Genomic DNA, 19,119 nt, shown 5'->3' on the forward strand with positions numbered 1-19,119 from the left:
TTAGTAACTAGATATTTTTATCTTTTAAAATTTGAGGATAATGAATACTGGTGTGCACAATCATTTCACCAAACAATGTATTCGCCCAAGCAAACCATTTGCGGGTAAACTTATTGACATCGTCTTTATGAAAAGATTCGTGCATGAATCCTGTATCGGCATTGGTTTTTATTAAATTGCTGATACAGGCTTTTATTTCTTTTTCGTCTACACTAGTTATGGCTCTTAAAACAATACTCATTGGCCAAATCGTATCGACTCCTGTGTGTGGGCCTCCAATGCCTTCGCCAGCTTTTCCTTTATAGAAAAACGGATTGTTCTCTGACAACACTACTTTTCTCGTATTCAGATATAAAGGATCATTTGGAGCAATCGCTCCTAAATAAGGCAATGATAATAACGAAGGCACATTTGCATCGTCCATCATGTGAAAACTTCCGTATCCGTTGACTTCAAAAGCTATAATTTTTCCGAATTTTGGATGATTGATAATTCCGTGTTCGTTTAAACCTTTTTGAACTTGGTCTCTTAGTTCTGTAGCTTTTGCAACTAAATCAGTATCTTTTAAAGCTGGAAGAGAGAAAATTTCGATCAGATATCCCAATATTTCAATGGCGAACATATTACTCGGAATCAAATAACCAAACAAAGTAGAATCATCGCTTGGTCTAAAAGTCGAAACAATCAATCCGCAAGGTTTTACTGGATAGCCATAACCGCCTAACGGAACTCCATCTGTTGCCCACGCCGTTTGACGCTGAAAACTATATGGTCCGCCTTTTCCGTCTAATCTTTGCTGCTCTTTAAATGTCTGTAAAACCAACAGCATGGCTTCTTTCCATTTGGCATCAAATAAACTGATATCTCCCGTTTCTTTCCAATACCCGTGCGCTAAACGAACTGGATAGCACAAACTGTCAATTTCCCATTTTCTTTCATGAATTCCAGGCTGCATTTTCGTAAGGTCGTTTTTCCATTCGCTTTCCTTCGTAAAATCTTTATAAAAAGCATTCGCATACGGATCTAGCAGGATACATTTCGCTTGACGATTAATTACTCCTTTTACTAATTCGGCCAGTTTTGGATCTTCTTTTACAAACGGAATATACGGCCAAATCTGCGCTGTACTGTCTCTGAGCCACATGGCATCGATATCTCCTGTAATGACATACGTATCTGGTTTCCCGTCTATAATCTCAAAATCTACTGTGGTATCTAATGTATTTGGAAAACAGTTTTCGAATACCCAAGCCAATTCTGGATTAGCGATTTGTTTTTTAACGCGCACGATTGCCGCTTCAATGGCTTTACTTGTAAATTTTCTTTCCGCAACTGGAGGTCTTTTCGAAACAAAATCTTTTAAAGGAAATTGGAAAGTATCTGAATTAAAGCCAAAAGCTTCTGTTTGAATGGCTAATAATCCTGCCGAAAAAATGCCTGCGTTTTTTATAAATTTTCTACGTGACTGCATATCTTTTTATTTTGAATTTGAATAAGAATATGGGAATGCTTCTTTGGCTGTACCTCTTTTTAAATTAGGCGAATTGGTCATATCAAAATTTAATTCTCCGCCTTTTAATACCTCAAAATGATTGATATAATTCTTGGTATGAAGAGCATTATTCCATTTTAATTCGTTTACATATTTATTGGTTTCCGAATTATTTGGCGCATTGATAATAAGCTGTTTTCCATTTTCTAACTGTAAGGTCGTTTTCTTAAATAATGGCGCTCCCAAAACATATTCGTCTGTTCCTGGGCAAACTGGGTAAAATCCCATGGCTGAGAAAATATACCATGCAGAAGTCTGTCCGTTATCTTCGTCTCCGCAGTAGCCATCTGGAGTTGGTTTGTACAAACGATTCATGACTTCTCTTGACCAATATTGCGTTTTCCAAGGTTCGCCAGCGTAATTGTACAAATAAATCATGTGTTGAATGGGCTGATTTCCATGAGCATATTGACCCATATTCATAATCTGCATTTCGCGAATTTCATGAATAACCGCTCCGTAATAACTGTCATCAAAAATTGGAGGAGTCGTAAATACAGCATCTAGTTTTGCTGTGAAATTTTTCTCGCCTCCCATTAAATCAATCAGACCTTGAATGTCATGAAAAACGCTCCAGCTGTAATGCCAGCTGTTTCCTTCGGTAAAAGCATCTCCCCACTTGAACGGATTAAAATTGGCTGGAAAACTGCCGTCTTTATTACGTCCGCTCATTAAACCAACTGCTGGATTATAGAGATTTTTGTAATTCAGCATTCGTTTTTCATATAAACTGATTTCTTTTTTCGGACGATTTAATGCTTTTGCCAATTTCCAAATCGTAAAATCATCATAAGCGTATTCTAAAGTTCTCGCCGCATTTTCGTTGATTTTCACATCATACGGAACATATCCTAAAGTATTGTAATACTGAACTCCTTTTCTTCCAACAGCTTCCAGCGGACCTTCATTATTGGCTCCATGCAGTAAAGCTTCGTATAAAGTATTAATGTCATAACCGCGTAATCCTTTTATATAAGCGTCGGAAACTACAGAAGCAGAATTATTTCCTACCATAACATCTCTAAAACCAGGACTTGACCATTCTGGCAAGAATCCGCCTTCTTTATAATCGTTTATTAATCCTTCCTGCATTTCTTTATTTATAGAAGGATAAACCAGATTTAACAAAGGATATAAAGCGCGGAAAGTATCCCAAAATCCAGTTCCTGCATACATATATCCCGGCAGCACTTTTCCGTTGTACGGACTGTAATGCACAATTTTTCCGTCTTTATCAATTTCATATTGTTTTTGCGGAAAACAAACGGTTCGGTATAAGCAAGAATAAAAAGTCTTTAACTGATCGATATTGGTGTCGTCTACAGCTATTTTACCTAAAACTTTATTCCATTCTGCTTTAGATTGTAAAACTGTTTCTTCAAAAGTTGCTGTTCCCAATTCTTTTAAATTTAATTCGGCCTGTTCAAAACTTATAAAAGAAGAAGCAATTTTGACATTAACTTTTTCTCCTTTTTTGGTTTTAAATCCGACCACTGCACCTGCGTGTGCTCCTTCTGATTCTAGTTTATCAGCGGTTAAAACTTTATCTAGCCAAGTTGAATTTGTTTCAAACTTTTTATCAAATACCAAAACAAAATAGTTTTTGAAGTTTTTAGGAACTCCACCGCTATTGCGTGTTGTATAACCGATTATTTTATTTTCTGATGTAATTATTTTGATATAAGAGCCTTTATCAAATGCATCGATTACAATAGAAGATTTTTCATTTTCGGGAAATGTAATCTGAAAATGTGCAGCTCTTTCTGTTGTCGTAATTTCGGTCGTAACATCATGATCGGCAAGATAAACGCTATAATAATAAGGTTTTGAAACTTCTGCTTTATGGCTGAACCAACTCGCGCGTTCGTCTTCGGCGAAAGCCAATTTACCCGTAACGGGCATAATCGAAAACTGACCGTAATCGTTCATCCACGGCGAAGGCTGATGCGTTTGCTTAAATCCTCTGATTTTTTCGGCTGTATACGTATACGCCCAACCGTCGCCCATTTTCCCTGTTTGAGGCGTCCAGAAATTCATTCCCCAAGGTCTGCAAACTGCGGGATACGTATTTCCATTAGAAAGATTATGCAGCGATTGCGTTCCCATTAACGGATTTACATATTCTACAGGATCTAAAGACTTTATCTGTGCATTTAAAAAAAAGCAGGATTGCAATACTCCTAAAAAAATTAAACTTTTTATTTTCATATTATATGTATTTATCCTGCAAGGTTTTCAAAACCTTGTAGGTATTTATTTTTTGCGAAATTTAAATCTCATTTATCTAAACTTTAAATCATACCTACAAGGTTTTGGAAACCTTGCAGGAACTGCAAAATGTGACTGATCACTATCCCGAAGCTTCGGGACTGATCACTGACCACTCCTAAAAAGGTCTATCCTCTTTCTTCACTCCCCAAGTCGCTGATGGTTTGTTTCCCATATATAATTTCAGTTCTCCGCCTTTTACAATCATATCTTGTGTAATGTATGATTTTGCATAAGGTTTTCCGTTGAATTCTACTTTTTGAATATAGATATTTGAAGCGCTATTATTAACCGCATTTATTGTAAAAGAAACCTCTTTTGTATGATGAATCACGGCGCTGTTTACTAACGGACTTCCCACAACATAAATTCCATTTGCTGGATTAACAGAATAAAATCCCATTGAAGATAAAATATACCAAGCCGACATTTGTCCTAAATCTTCGTTACCGCACAATCCGTCTGGTTTTGTAGAATAAAATTTATCATCGATTTCGCGAATTAATTTTGCTGTTTTCGAAGGCTGTCCAACATACGCATACAAATACGGAATATGATGATTCGGCTCATTTCCGTGTGCGTACTGTCCAATTAAACCACTGATATCTGGTGAAACATCCTCGCCTTCTACTTTATCGGTTAGTAAGAAAAGTGAATCTAATTTTGCGATAAATTTTTCTTCATTTCCAAACAATTCAATCAATCCGTACGGATCTTGAGGAACCAACCAAGTGTACTGCCACGCATTTCCTTCTACATAATCGTCTTTTCTATGAGCAGATGAAAGCGGATTAAACGGTGTTTTCCAATTTCCGTTGGTCAATTTTCCACGCATAAAAGTGGTTTCTTTATCGAAATACAATTTGTATAAATTGGCTCTTTTGGTGAAGTAATTATAATCGTCTGTTTTGTTTAAAGATTTCGCCATCAAAGCAATACAATAATCATCAATGGCATATTCTAAAGCATTTCCAACAGATTCCAAATGTTTATCGGCAGGAATATATTCCAGTTTCTGAACATAATCCATTCCGTCGCGCATTTGCATTGCCGTTTTTTTGATTGCTTCGTATGCTAATTCTGTATCATAATCGCGATATCCTTTTAAATATGCATCAACAATAACGGCTATAGAATGGTTTCCGTTCATGGTATTAGTTTCGTTACCCATTAAATGCCAAACTGGTAATCTGCCTTGCTGCTGATAAATCGCTAAGAATGATTTTACAATATCATTGATTTTTTCTGGCTGTGTAATCGTGTATAATGGATGCAGTCCGCGGTAAGTATCCCAAAGCGAAAAAGTGGTGTAATTGGTAAAATTGGCTTTTTCGTACACTTTTTTGTCTGTACCTCTGTAATCTCCGTTGGCATCATTAAAAATAGAAGGCGCAAACATAGTGTGGTACAATGCTGTGTAGAAAACTTTCATTGTTTTTTCATTGGCTTTAATCTGAACTTTATTGAGTTCTTTATTCCATTTGGAGTCTGCTAATTTTACTACAGCTTCAAAATTCCAATCTGGAATTTCTGCTTTTATATTCGCCGATGCATTTTCAACGCTTACTGGAGAAATTCCAACTTTTACTAGAATCTGTTTATTTTTTAAGGATTTAAAATCTAAAACCGCTTTTATTTTTAAACCTTCTCCTTCAGTTCCTTTAACCACTGCTGTGCTGTCATAAACCACCATACTAGTAATTGGTTCAGAGAATTCCATTGCAAAATAAATACGCTGATCTGACGCCCAGCCTGTAGAATAGCGATAGCCTTCTATTTTGGTTTCGCTAATTTTTTTAATGAATGTTTTTACAGGTCTGTCCCAGCCAATTCCGTCGGCAAGATCAATTAAAATATGTGAATCGTTTGTGTTTTCGAAAGTATATTTATGAAATCCTACTCTTTCGCTCGCCGTTAATTCAGCTTTGACTTTATATTTATCTAAAAGAACACTGTAATATCCAGGCTTAACGACTTCATTTTTATGAGAGAAATACGAACCGTAACCGTTTACCATATCTTCTTTTGTGCCTTTTGTCAAGCCAACTTTTCCGCTGACAGGCAATACCAAAATATCATTTAAATCGCCAATTCCGGTTCCGCTTAAGTGTGTGTGCGTAAAGCCCAAAATCGTATTGCTGGCATAGTTGTAACCGCTGCACCAATCCCAGCCTTCAAAAATATTTACCGGACCTAGCTGTACCGCTCCAAAAGGAACATTAGCCCCCACAAAAACATGACCATGGCCAGCAGATCCGATAATTGGATCGACATATTGCGTATAATTTGTTTGTGTTTCTTTGTCTTTTTTCTTCTGTGAATTTACAAAATTCACAAAGAATAGGTTTAAAGCTAAAATGCCGCCAAGAGCAATTCTATTATATTTTTTAACCATTTTGTTTGTTTTTATTATTTCAATGCAAATCAATAATCAAAAATAGATTTATGATTTATGCGTTTTTTAATCACTGTGTGTAGACACACTGCGGTGCGTCTCTACAGAATATTTTTGTTGATATTCTATGCGTTTTTCTTTTTCGATATACTTTGTGTAGACGCACTGCGGTGCGCCTCTACGGAATATTTTTGTTGATATTCTATGCGTTTTTCTTTTTCGATATACTTTGTGTAGACGCACTGCGGTGCGCCTCTACGGAAAATCTTTGTCTCTTTGTCTCTTTGTCCCTTTGCAACTTAGAGCCTTAGAACCTCAGTACCTTAGTACCTATTCAAAACCTCATATAAAGAATAAATCTTAATATTTTCTTTCTTGACTTTACCTTCAAACGAAATTATTTTTTCTTCTCCAGCTTTTAAATCAAAATAATTATCGCTCCATTTTCCGTTATAACCTTTGGCTGAGATGCAAACATATTTAGCTGCTTTTTCTGTTTTTAGGATAATTGTGTTTCCTTTTATTTTCCAATTTATTTTTGGATCTTCTAATGATAAATCCTTCGGACGAGTAAAATCAATTTCTGGTTTGAGATCGTCTCTGTAAGCTTCTCTTATAGCATACCATGCCGCTTTAGGCTGTCGGTTTTCGTAATCGGTTATACTCCAACTGGCAACTGGCCAACAGTCGTTTAATTGCCAAACTAACGTACCCATATTATACGGCGCTTTTGAACGGTGGGTACCGACAATATTTTTTATGGAATAATAATGCAGACACTGACTCAAGTATGCATAATCTTCCAAATTCATCTTTTCTATTTTAGAGGCATCTATAAAATATTTGCCGAGATAGGAGTCTAACTTCTCAAAACCTTTACCCGCTTTTAAATGTACTTTTAGTATATCTGAATATAAATGGCGGTCTTCTTCTGAGGTGAAATTTTCAATTGAAGAATAATTAGGTAACGATAACATTCCGTATTCGCTCACAAATCGTCCCGTTTTTTTCTGGACAGCTTCAATATCTTCCAATCCCCACCAAATCCCCCAATAATGGCTGTCTCCTTCCACTACACTTTTTGCTTTTGACCAATGATGTAATGGCGACGAACTTAAATAAGGACGTTTTCCATCAACTTCTTTTACCCATTTCGGAATACTGTCGTGAAATAAACGCGTATAATCTTTCCATAAACGAATCGAATCTTGTTTAGAAATTTTAAAACTTTTCATCCAACCCCAGTTTTTAAAAGCTTCATCAGATTCATTGTTTCCACACCATAAAACGATGCTTGGATGATGGCGCAATCTCTTTACCTGATACTGCACTTCTTTTTTTACATTATCAAAAAAAGCATCGTCGCCAGGAACCATTGTACCGGCAAACATAAAATCTTGCCAGACATTTATTCCGTATTTATCGCATAAATCGTAGAAATAATCATCTTCATAAATACCTCCGCCCCAAACGCGAAGCATATTCATGTTGGCTTCTTTCGCCGATAAAACTATTTTTTCATATTCTTTTTTGGTTACTCTCGAAAGAAAAGCATCCGACGGAATATAATTGGCCCCTTTCATGTAAACTGGCTTTCCATCAATTTTAAAATAAAAAGATCTGCCCAAACTATCAAGTTCTTGAATCAATTCAATTTTTCGATTTAAAACATACGGTTTCTCAGGAGTTTTCTCGTCATAAGCTTCCAATCTTGGCGTTTTCCATATGCCACAAGTGGTATATTTCGGTCCCCAATCCCAGCCAAAATGATACTGCGCTTTGCGTACATAAGCACGCGGATTGTCTGGAATTACAAATGGCTGCTCTTTTTTAGCCAGTGAATCAACTATATTTTGTGCTGATTGAAATACGATTCGCAAATCGTTATTTCCTGGTTTCAAAACTTTCTTAACCTCAACACGCCATTGACGAAACATATTATCAGCTTTTAAAACAAGCTGATTGTTTACATATACTGATGCATAAGTATCTAATCCGTCAAAAACTAGTTCTGTATTTTTCTTTTTCAGCATTTTTGCCGTAACCTGAAAAACAGTTTTGTATTCCCAATTTTTACGTTCGATCCACTGCAAGTTTTTTTCGTTGTCTCTATAAAATGGATCAGGAATTAATTTGTTGTTCAGCAAATCGGTATGAATTTCTCCCGGAACTGTGGCGGGATACCATTTTTGAGTTTTTTCTTCACGGTACGTCCAATTATTTTTTAAATCGATATGCTGTGCAAAAGCAATTGATGTAAAGCTTGCCAGACATAGGCTCATTAGCCAGTGAAGTTTTTTGTGATAATTCATTTTTTGGAATACTATATTAATACCTTCTAAAATTAGTAAAAAGGCATCTAATTTAGCAGTTTCGAGAAGGAAGGATGTACTAAGTCCTTCCTTCTCATCAGAATTATTCTTTGTTAGTAACTCTAAAATACAACTAGAAATATCTTCTTTACCACTGCCTTATGCTTTATTTTGGTTTTGATTTGTATTGTTTTAGATTCAAATAATGAAATAAACTTTAAGTATATTTTTTTTTTAAATACTGAAAATAAATCCATCTTTTTCAGCAGAATCTCTCTTAGTTTACTGCGAAAAAAAAGCATTTCAATCTGCAAAATAATTTTCAATTACACTTTTGAAGATCAATTCTTTATTTGATTTAAAAATAAGCCGGGTATGCTCATTACCCGACTTATTTTAACTAACTAACCAACCAAATTTAAAAATCTACTTGTCCCACCAGATTCTTGTGGTCATTAAATCTAAACCTTGACGTTGAATTGCTTCTTTATAATTCGCCTCGTTTGTAATTAGTTCTGACTGATCATAAATTAATCTTCTCGGAATTGTTCCTTGTGTTTCTCCAGTTGGATCATTTACAGGAACTAAAACAGGATAGCCTGTTCTTCTGTATTCTGAAAATGCTTCAAATCCATTAAACAATAACACAATCCATTTTTGAGTGATAATCTGTTCGATTTTTTGTGCTTCTGTTCCTGCAGATTTGAATGGATAAGTGGTAATGTAAGTGTTATATTCTGCTGGCGAAACCAAAGGCACTTTGTCTCCAAAAATGGCTAAAATATTCATCGCGCCTCTTACTCCATTTTCATAATACGTCTGAGCAGATCCGCCAACATTCCATCCTTTTACTGCAGCTTCTGCTAATAAAAACTGAACCTCAGCATAAGACATAATTAATGTTGGAGCATCATAACGCAATACTGTTGATGTATTTGGATCTGAGAAAAGCTTCTTATCTCCACCTGGAAATTCTTTTGCATCATTTGCCAGACCTTGCTGACTTGCAGGATTATTGTCTCCTGTTGCTTCTAATTTTGCGTAAATTCTTAAACGTGGATCATTTGTGTTTTTCAATAAATCGATGAAAGTTTTACTGAATTTGATATTCGATTCTCCTCCATTCAAATCATTTCTAACCCAAGCAGAAGTAATCGGATTTGTTTTTACTCCCGGAGGCCCTGCATCATGTCGTAAAACCAAACTGTCATCATTTGAGGTAAAAACGCCTTTAGCGTAAGCTTTTTCTACAAATTCTTTTGCTTTCGCAGGATTTACTTTAGACAAACGCATGGCTACTCTTAGCATTAAAGAGTTTGCTAGTTTTTTCCATCTTGCCACATCACTTTGGTAATACAAATCGGCATTTCCAACGAAAGGTTTTCCAGCGTCTAATGCAGTTCCAGCTTCGTCCAATTCTTTTAAAAGATCATTATAAATGGCTTCTTGCGTGTCATATTTTGGAGAAAATACGTTTCCATTATATCCTTTTCCTGCTTCAAAATAAGGAACTTCACCATAAGTATCTGTCAGTTTTTGGAACAAGAAAACTTTCATGATTCTACAAGCCTGAATCATATTTGAATTCTCTGGCGTATCTTCAACAACAGATAATAATTGGAAAATCTGATTTAATCCTTTCCCGTAAGTTTCGCCAAATAGCGCTGCCGAATATTCAGAAGAATACGTGTATTTTGAACCTGGCCCGCCAAGTGAAGAAAATTGCTGAACGATTTGTGCAGCGTATAAATTGTTTCCTCTTGTGTTAGAAAAATCCTGTCCGTCTACATAAATCTCGGCAAGCGTAAACATTGATTTTACAGCTGGATCTGTTAAAGCATTTGGATTCGTATTCATTTCTTCGAATCCTTTATCGCATGAAGCTAATGTCAAAGCACTAACAATTGCGACACAAAATATTTTGATATATCTATTTTTCATCTTTTTTAGTATTAGAATTTGACATTAAGTGCAAAACCATAGTTTCTTGTCAATGGCATAGAAGCTCTCTCCATACCTTGCGCATTACTGTTGGAGTAATTGGACTCTGGATCTATGTTGGGAACTTTGTCATAAATAGTCCATAAATTATGCGCTGAAAATGCTAAACTAACAGACTGAAACGGTGTTCTCTTCAAATATTCCTTTGGAAAATTGTAAGCAAAAGAAATGGCTCTCAATTTCACAAAATCGGCATCGTAAACAAAGTTTGAGGTTACGTCGCTGTAACTTCTCCAATAATCATAAGCTGAAACTGTTGTGTTTACGGCATTTCCGTTTACATCTGTTCCGCTTACTGCAACTCCACCTTCACGGCCCGGAAGCGTAATATCAGTTAATCCGTAACGAGTCCCTAACTGATTTGTCGCAGAATAGATTTCTCCTCCAAATTTAGCATCCACAAAAACAGAAAGAGTGAAATTTTTATAAGAGAAATCATTTGAGAATCCCATAGAAAGAGGCGCAACACCTTGTCCTGCAATGATTAAATCTCCTCTCAAAAATCTACCATTGGTGTCTAAAACAATGTTTCCGTTTGCATCTCTTAAATAATCGTAAGCTTTAATAACTCCAAAAGGCTGTCCTTTTTCTAAAACTACATTAGCTCTTCCATCTCTATTTCCTTCCAATGTTTTGGTTGTAATTTTATCCGAAAGATTTAAAACTTCACTATCATTATAAGCAAAATTATAACCTACATTCCAAGCGAAATTTTCTGTTTTTACCGCTTTTACATTAATAGCAAACTCCACCCCTTTGTTTAGAATTTCTCCAACGTTGATTTTTGTAGTTCTATATCCTGAAGCTTGAGAAACATCGGCATCTGTAATATCGTTGGTTGTTTTTTTGCTGTAGAATGTTAAATCTGTGCTTACTCTATTATTGAAAAATGTGTTTTCAAAACCAAACTCAATTGTACTTACGTTGTACGGTTTTAAAGTTCTGTTTGGAATAGTTTCTCCATTTACACCCAAAATTGGCTGTCCTAAAGAATCTGTTTGTCCGTCTGGAGTTATATACGTTAAAGACAAAGCATACGCATCTGGCAATGCTCCTCCAACGTTACCCCAACCTGCTCTTAACTTACCGTACGAAATCCATTCAGGAAGTCCGATAACTTCAGAGTAAATAAAACTTGAACTCACAGAAGGATAAAAAGTACTGTTGTTTGACGGATCTAAAGTTGAAAACCAATCTTCACGGCCTGTTAAACTAAGAAACAAATAATCCTTGTATCCAAGATCTGCAGAATAGAAAAGTGAATTTACTTCGCTTTCTGAGAATAATTTTTCTGTTTTGTCTGGCTGTGTATTTCCGTAGAAATATTTGAACGGAACAATAAAATTATTTCCTTTCATTTTAATACCACTGTATCTGTTGTGCTGACGGTTTGCACCAATAAAAGCATCTAACGAAAGATCTTTGGCAATATCTCCTTTGTAACCTAAGAAACCAGAAGCATTCCATTCTGAACGCGATTCAATTCTGTTTTCGATTGATCCGCCTGGGCTGTAGTTTATTCCAGTAGGTTCAATTTCAGTATATTCATAATTAATATCATCAACGCCAATAACAGCTTTAGCATAAATTTTTTCTGTAATGTTATAATTTACTTTTGCAGATCCGATAAAACGCTTTCTAAGGTCATCGTTTAAAGGAGCTTTTGTAGCAAAATAAGGATTGGTATGGTACACGTTTGCTCCTAAATAATCTTCTTCGCCGCCGTTTGCATCATAAGGATTGCTTAACCATCTAATATCTGTTCCCGGAGTCATAAAAGTTGTCGGGAAAGACGGGTTTCTTGGCGAATCGTTTAAGTAGGGACGGTTATGACTTTTCTCCGAAATATATTGCGCATTTGTTTCTACGCTGATTTTTTTATTTGGAGCCGAATTTAAGCTTAAAGCCACGTTGTTTCTTCCAAAAGTAGTTTCTGGCATAATAGATTCGTCTTTTGTATTTCCAAAAGAAAGTCTAAAGTTTGTAGATTCGTTTCCGCCAGAAATTGCTAAAGTATTACTGAAAGAATATCCTGTTCTGTAGAATTTCTCCACATTATCTTTTCCGTAAGCTTGATAAGGTCTTGTTTTGCCGTCAATAGACAAAGAAGGTGTTCCGTCGTATTTATCTCCCCATGCAAAATAATACGAATCTCTAAGTTCCTGCAGATTATTAAATCTAGTAGGCACACCGCTCGCATTTGGAGCTCCAGCACCATATTGATCTTGCCATTTTAAAAGACTTACAGGTGTATTAAAAGAAGAATTTGAACTAAAATCTACTCCTATTCCTGTGCTGCTTTTCCCTTTTTTGGTTGTAATTAAAATAACACCATTTGAACCTCTATACCCGTAAAGCGCAGAAGCGGCACTACCTTTTAAAACCGACATCGAAGCAATATCATCTGGGTTGAAAGAAGACATTCCGTCTCCTTTATCTGCGCCTCCCCACATTCCTGCATTTCCCTGCTGCGTATTGTCAATCGGAATTCCGTCTACAACATACAGCGGCTGGTTCAATCCAGATGCCGAAGTCGCTCCACGAATCACCACACGGCTTGAACCAGATGGTCCCGTAACCGGTGCAGAAACGTTTACACCGGCAATTTTACCCTGCAAAGCATTTCCTAAATTAATTTCTTTATTTTTTGTCAGATCCTCGCCTTTTAGTTCTCCTACAGCGTAACCTAAACTTTTCTTTTGTTTTTTAACTCCAAATGAAGTTACCACAACATCTTTTAATTCCTGTGTAGATTCAACCAGCGCAACAGTAATTCTGGTATCTTTTTCCTGAAGCAAAACAGTTTGTGACTGGAACCCTATAGAAGATACAATAAGAGTAACTTTACCTTCTGGAACATTCATTTTAAATCGCCCCTCGGCATCTGTCACAGCACTAAATGGTTTTCCTTGAACTTCGATTGATGCAGCAACAACTCCCTTGTTCTCTGCATCTGTAACTATGCCGGTTATTAATCGATTTTGCGCGGCAGCACTTAAACTGCTAAGCAATATCACGCCTAACACTGTTAATAATTGTCTCATAAGCATTTTTGGTTATTGGTTTTGATTTCGTTTTGTGTTTGTTCTACTCTGTTTGTTTTAAATAATTAATAAAAATTGTTCTCACTTTTCAATATCACAGCATACCGTTTTCTGAATTGCTGCTGTTTTCTATTTTTTACTAAAACGTTTTAGTAAAATGGTTAAAAAAAGCCCTAATCTTCTTTTAATACCTCTATTTTTTAAACTGATTCTCTAACGATTAAAGTGCCCTTTTTCAGAATTTTTTGAACTTTAAAATCCTCAAAATTGGTCATTTGATTCATTAACAATTGTATCGACTGAACGGCTATGTCTTCTATAGGCTGAGCGACTACAGATATTGTGGGTGTATGCAGTTTGAAGCTGTCATGATCATCAAAACTGATAACCGAAATGTCGTCTGGAATTTTGTATTTTAATGTCCTAAAGGCCTGAAGTCCTGCAAGTCCGAGATAATTGGCTAAAAAGAGAACGGCATCTATCTCTTTATTTGTTGTAAAGAAATTTATGATGGCTTCAATTCTGCTTTGTTCACTTGCATGGTAATCCAAATGAAGCGTGTGCTTTTCGTTATAAAGTCCTTCTTCTTTTAAGGCTTCTGTATATCCCTTTTCTCGCAATTTCATCTGAATCATTCCAGACTCGTTATTCACAACCGCAATGTTTTTTCTTCCTTTATCAATCAAAAATTTTACGGCAGAATATGCTCCTTCGTAATTATCCATTACGACATGACTCACTTTCTGATTGGCAAAATATCGGTCAATAAGCACAACTGGTTTCTGCAGTTTTAAAAGCTGGCTGATTGTTTTCTCTAAATTTCGTGTCGGTGTAATAATAAAACCTTCAACATTTGCCTGCAAAAGACTCTGTATTAATTCTTCCGAACGATTATTATCATCGCCTGTACTGCAATAAAAAACTCTGTAATTGATGTTTTTTGCTTCATCTTCTATTACTCTTGCCAAATCTGCAAAAAACTGATTGGATATATCTTCTACAATAAGTCCAATTGATCGTGTTTTTCCTGTTCGCAAGCTGCTTGCAATCATACTGGGTTTGTATTGCAGTTTTTGTGCTACATCTTGAACCTTTTTGATTACCGCTGGACTAATCGCCATTTTTTCGCCTTTACCGTTGATCACAAAAGACACAGTAGAAATAGAAACTTCTGCCTGTTTTGCAATATCTCTAATTGTAATCCTTTTCATCGGGCAATGAATTTATTATTGAATATTTTAGTACATTACAAATATATGTAAGTGAAACTTACAAAAACGTTTTAGTAAAATTTTTTTTCAATAAAATGTTTTTTTATAGCTAAAAAATAGCGAAATATTCAGCAAATACTGGATTTTGATTAGTTATTGTCATTCTGACTTTTAATATACATTTTATGCTTTTTATGAAGTTTTTAATAGAAAAACAAAGGCATTTTTGAAGTTATTTTAAAAATTTATATTCAAAAAAAATCTAAAACTTAAAAAAAAAGCTTGCAAAATATTTTTCTCAGAATAGCCAAAAATCTGTGGACTATTTTGAAAAAAAAGTATCCGAAAATATATTTCAAAAAACCATTATTTATTCCTTTATCTATAAAAATTTAAACCTAATCCATTAGACTTAATACAGAAACAATAAATTTCAAAATTAAATACGCACACAAAGAATTCGAAATAAATTTGCACTCCATAAAAGCAATATCCGTAGGAAAGAAAAAAATCATTATTTTTAACTAACCTTCATTTTTGCGTTATGACCGATAAATCACAACTCTTAAGTTCCATTTTCAAACATCTTGATGGCTTGGTTACTGCTCCTGTGGCACTAGCACTTAAAAATAAATCTGTATTAGAGTTTATCTTAAACAAAAAACAGACGACATTAACTGAACTTACAACAGCCTTTAATGCCAATGAAGGCTATCTCAACGTCGCTTTGAGAGTTTTGGCTTCTCAAGGATTTTTTGATTATGAGATTGATAATAAAACGCAGATTATTACAATTGCTGTAAACGAGAAAACTGAAACCGCTTTTTCGCTGTTTTATCTCTACGAAGATGTTGTTACATTACTTCAGCTATCGATACAGTTTCATCCGCGTTTGTTTGAAGACACACCTTTTGAAAAACTTAATGTAATTTTTGAAAAATATAAAAAAAGATACGGAATTGAGCCTTCCAACGATGCTCTGATCGATAGCATTCAAGAACAAATTTTAAAACATATTGAAGGCTATTTGATTGGTCCGACTATCGTGCGTCTGGCCATGAACGGAATGTTTCATAAATATTTTATGGAAACTTCTTTCAGACCCGAAGAATTTCATAAATCTCCAGAAAACTTTAAAAAGATTTTAGACTTTTTTGTGCATTTGGGCTGGTTTATAGAAAAAAATGGAAATTTTCAGTTTACAGAAGCAGGTTTGTTTTTTGCCAAAAGAGCCAGTGCTTATGGCGTTACGGTTTCGTATCTGCCGACATTTGCCAAAATTGAAGAATTAATTTTCGGCAATCCAGATGCCTTACGAACCGCTGAAGGCGAAAACGAAATTCATGTAGATCGTGAAATGAATGTTTGGGGAAGCGGTGGCGCTCACGATACTTATTTTAAAGTGGTGGACGAAATTCTAATCAAACTTTTTAATCTTCCTATTGAAGAACAGCCAAAAGGAATTCTAGATATGGGATGCGGAAATGGCGCTTTTCTCCAGCATATTTTTGAAGTAATTGACAGACAAACTTTAAGAGGAAAAATGCTCGATGAATATCCGTTATTTATAGTCGGAGTAGATTACAATCAGACCGCTTTGAAAGTAACGAGAGCCAATCTTATAAATGCAGATATCTGGGCAAAAGTAATCTGGGGCGATATCGGCCGACCTGATTTACTTGCCAACGATCTGAAAGAAAATTATAATATTGACCTGAAAGATTTGCTGAATGTGAGGACTTTTTTAGACCACAATAGAATCTGGCAGGAACCAAAACATATTGACCAAAATAGAGTCAGTACCTCAACAGGTGCATTTGCTTACAGAGGAAAACGAATTAGCAACAATCTGGTCGAAGATAATCTTCTAGAACATTTGCAAAAGTGGTCGCCATATGTACATAAATTTGGGCTGCTTCTCATAGAATTACATACCATAAATCCGAAATTGACTGCCAGCAATTTAGGCCGTACAGCCGCAACTGCTTATGATGCAACGCACGGTTTTTCGGATCAGTATATTGTTGAAATTGATGTTTTTAACGCAATTGCGGCAGAGGCAGGATTATTTCCGGATAAAGCAATTTTTAAAAGATTTCCCGATACTGATACTGCGACGGTGAGCATTAATTTATTGAAAGGGAAATAGATTAATTTCTCTTTGTGTTCCCAATGTTGAAACCTTGGGCTATGTTTGGAGTAAGATTATCTTAAAAATTATCAAATATATTTCGTCCCGTTAGGCTTTTCAAAAAGCTCTGGAAGAGCGAAATAGCTATAGCTAAAAATTTGAAACACGAGTAAAAAAGCTCCAGCGGAGCGATATATCTTAGAAAAAAAGGAGCTATCTTTTCAGATGCTCCCTTAATTTGAATTTTATATCAAAAAGAAATTATTTCCCTCCAATCAACTCCATAATTTTGTCATAAATTGCAGTATTCTGATAAACTCCCATGAATTTTTCAGAACCTGAACCGTAAGCAAAAACAGGAACTGGAATTGACGTATGATCGTTTGTACTGAAACTTCCGTGAACGTAACCTTTTTCAATACTTCCGTCAATTAAAGATAATCCGCCTGTTTCGTGATCTGCAGTTACGATTAGTAAAGTTTCTGGATTTTTATCTACAAATTCCATTGCTTGACCAACCAATTTATCAAAATCAAGCATTTCTCGAACCACATATTCTACATTAGTCTGATGTCCGCCGTAATCAATCTGAGCGCCTTCTGCCATAATAAAAAACGGATTTTTTGTTTTAGAAAAAGTAGTCGTCGCTTTCGCTAAAGATTTCGTTAAAAAATCTCCTCTTCCGTTTTTCGTAGAAACCACCGCAGCATCTTCTAAAACGACAAATTTGCTATTTTTAATAGTATCTAAACTTGAAAATTTATCTGAAAATGTATATCCTTTTTCTCTTAGAATTTTCGATAAATCTTTACCATCTTTTCTAGCATTAAATGATTTTTGTCCGCCTCCTATTAAAATATCTGAAGGATTCGTAAGAAAATCATTTGCAATTGGTTCACTTAAACTTCTTTCTGATTGATGTGCATAAAATGCAGCTGGGGTTGCATCTGTAATATCTCCCGCAGAAATAATAGCCGTTTTATAGTTTTTCTTTGCCAATTGTTCTGCAATGGTTACAAGCGGTTTTCCTTTCTCATCGACACTTATAAAACGATTATTGGTTTTATGACCCGTTGCCATTGCTGTTGCTCCTGCCGCCGAATCTGTAATATAACTATCCGAAGCTTTGGTAATCGAAAGTCCTTGCGTCTGAATATTAAACAAATTCAATTGTCCTTTGTTTGCAGTGTAGCCAGAATATATTTGGGTCAATCCCATTCCGTCACCAATTAACAGAATGACATTTTTAGGACGTTTATTCTTGAAAACATTTTTAGGAACATAAGCCTGATGAAATTGGGTATTCTGATAAAATGTTGTTTTGATTTTATTGATGAATTCTGTTAGTTCGGCTACTTTATCCGTTCCGATAAAATCGACTTTTAAATTCATCAACGTCATGTAGGTATTCACGTTATCCTGTGTAGCCCAGAATCTTATCTTTTTGTTTTGATCGTGAACTTTTTTAATAACCGCCTGAATTTTCTCCGTATCTGGCTGTGTCAAAACACCTTTTCCGTTCCAAACTGTGATTTCGTGTAAATCTTCACTAATCATTTCTACTCGGGCTAGTTGATCTGCGGTGTAATTTTCATTTAATCTTCCATCAAAATAAATAAACTCTGGATACGCTGCCCAAAGCGATGGCGAAGGCCTATTTCCAGAAATAACCACTTTTATATTTTTGTTCGAAATGATATCTGGAAAAGTCTTTAATTGCTGTGCAATAGTTTTTAAAGTCGAATCGGCATCCGACTTAACGTCAATCATTAAAATTAAAGGCTTGTTACTTGGATACGCTTTTCCTCCTAAAGTTTTTAATTTAGCTGAAAGCGGTTCCAAATACATGCTTTTTAAGGTATTATGAGGCGCAATTTCTTTTGAAGTATGCGCCACAAATAATTCATTATTTACTAAAAAAACGTCGGCTTCGATCACACCGGTTTCGTTAGAATAAGCGCCATAAAATGGAAGTCTGCTTTCGTAATCATTATGGGAATGAATATTTGAAGAGCTGTATTCCTGTGCTTGTGCAAAAAGACAAAATTGAAGGCAAAAAAGGGTGATTATTTTTTTCATTGAAAATAAATTAATAGCAAAAAGTAGTAGGTTACTTTTTGATATGTTTTGAAATAAAAAAAGGTTTTAATGTTTTTTTACAACCGCAGCCTCCTGACAAAAAGACTGCAGCGTAAAAAAACTAAA

General features: G+C 35.4%; 9 protein-coding genes. 1 reads left to right on the forward strand and 8 read right to left on the reverse strand.

Features of this window, described 5'->3' with window-relative positions; genetic code table 11:
- Window positions 1-7 precede the first annotated feature (7 nt).
- The 7 genes from EG814_RS10705 to EG814_RS10735 form a co-directional block, all read right to left on the reverse strand.
- A complete protein-coding gene (locus EG814_RS10705; protein ID WP_125721698.1) occupies window positions 8-1,471 on the reverse strand; it encodes a glycoside hydrolase family 125 protein in 1,464 nt (487 codons plus the stop codon).
- Window positions 1,472-1,477: 6 nt separating this feature from the next.
- Window positions 1,478-3,760, reverse strand: coding sequence for a GH92 family glycosyl hydrolase (locus tag EG814_RS10710; RefSeq protein ID WP_125721700.1), 2,283 nt, complete (start codon window positions 3,758-3,760; stop codon window positions 1,478-1,480).
- Between the two features lie 178 nt (window positions 3,761-3,938).
- On the reverse strand, window positions 3,939-6,215 hold the full coding sequence (locus tag EG814_RS10715; protein ID WP_125721702.1) for a GH92 family glycosyl hydrolase: 2,277 nt from the start codon (window positions 6,213-6,215) through the stop codon (window positions 3,939-3,941).
- Window positions 6,216-6,538: 323 nt separating this feature from the next.
- Window positions 6,539-8,527 carry a beta-mannosidase gene (locus tag EG814_RS10720; RefSeq protein ID WP_235830955.1) on the reverse strand — a complete coding sequence of 663 codons (1,989 nt, stop codon included), beginning with the start codon at window positions 8,525-8,527 and terminating at the stop codon, window positions 6,539-6,541.
- A gap of 426 nt (window positions 8,528-8,953) precedes the next feature.
- Window positions 8,954-10,468 carry a SusD/RagB family nutrient-binding outer membrane lipoprotein gene (locus tag EG814_RS10725; RefSeq protein WP_125721704.1) on the reverse strand — a complete coding sequence of 505 codons (1,515 nt, stop codon included), beginning with the start codon at window positions 10,466-10,468 and terminating at the stop codon, window positions 8,954-8,956.
- 11 nt (window positions 10,469-10,479) lie between these two features.
- Window positions 10,480-13,572, reverse strand: a complete 3,093-nt coding sequence (locus EG814_RS10730) for a SusC/RagA family TonB-linked outer membrane protein (protein WP_235830956.1) — start codon at window positions 13,570-13,572, stop codon at window positions 10,480-10,482.
- Window positions 13,573-13,772: 200 nt separating this feature from the next.
- Window positions 13,773-14,783 (reverse strand): LacI family DNA-binding transcriptional regulator, encoded by a 1,011-nt coding sequence (locus EG814_RS10735; protein WP_125721708.1) that lies wholly within the window; start codon window positions 14,781-14,783, stop codon window positions 13,773-13,775.
- Between the two features lie 544 nt (window positions 14,784-15,327).
- On the opposite strand from EG814_RS10735, the gene EG814_RS10740 reads away from it, so the two are divergent.
- Window positions 15,328-16,932 (forward strand): class I SAM-dependent methyltransferase, encoded by a 1,605-nt coding sequence (locus tag EG814_RS10740; protein ID WP_125721710.1) that lies wholly within the window; start codon window positions 15,328-15,330, stop codon window positions 16,930-16,932.
- A gap of 243 nt (window positions 16,933-17,175) precedes the next feature.
- Here EG814_RS10740 and EG814_RS10745 read toward each other — a convergent pair whose 3' ends face one another.
- Window positions 17,176-18,993: an alkaline phosphatase gene (locus EG814_RS10745; protein ID WP_125721712.1), complete on the reverse strand. Its 1,818-nt coding sequence runs from the start codon at window positions 18,991-18,993 to the stop codon at window positions 17,176-17,178.
- Between the last annotated feature and the right edge of the window lie 126 nt (window positions 18,994-19,119).

The organism is Flavobacterium ustbae, assembly GCF_003946915.1.
In the GTDB taxonomy this organism is placed as follows: domain Bacteria; phylum Bacteroidota; class Bacteroidia; order Flavobacteriales; family Flavobacteriaceae; genus Flavobacterium; species Flavobacterium ustbae.

Excerpts from the sequence above, each read along its gene's own strand:
- EG814_RS10705 (WP_125721698.1), bottom strand. The coding sequence starts at position 1,471 with ATGCAGTCACGTAGAAAATTTATAAAAAACGCAGGCATTTTTTCGGCA.
- EG814_RS10710 (WP_125721700.1), bottom strand. The coding sequence starts at position 3,760 with ATGAAAATAAAAAGTTTAATTTTTTTAGGAGTATTGCAATCCTGCTTT.
- EG814_RS10715 (WP_125721702.1), bottom strand. The coding sequence starts at position 6,215 with ATGGTTAAAAAATATAATAGAATTGCTCTTGGCGGCATTTTAGCTTTA.
- EG814_RS10720 (WP_235830955.1), bottom strand. The coding sequence starts at position 8,527 with ATGAATTATCACAAAAAACTTCACTGGCTAATGAGCCTATGTCTGGCA.
- EG814_RS10725 (WP_125721704.1), bottom strand. The coding sequence starts at position 10,468 with ATGAAAAATAGATATATCAAAATATTTTGTGTCGCAATTGTTAGTGCT.
- EG814_RS10730 (WP_235830956.1), bottom strand. The coding sequence starts at position 13,572 with ATGAGACAATTATTAACAGTGTTAGGCGTGATATTGCTTAGCAGTTTA.
- EG814_RS10735 (WP_125721708.1), bottom strand. The coding sequence starts at position 14,783 with ATGAAAAGGATTACAATTAGAGATATTGCAAAACAGGCAGAAGTTTCT.
- EG814_RS10740 (WP_125721710.1), top strand. The coding sequence starts at position 15,328 with ATGACCGATAAATCACAACTCTTAAGTTCCATTTTCAAACATCTTGAT.
- EG814_RS10745 (WP_125721712.1), bottom strand. The coding sequence starts at position 18,993 with ATGAAAAAAATAATCACCCTTTTTTGCCTTCAATTTTGTCTTTTTGCA.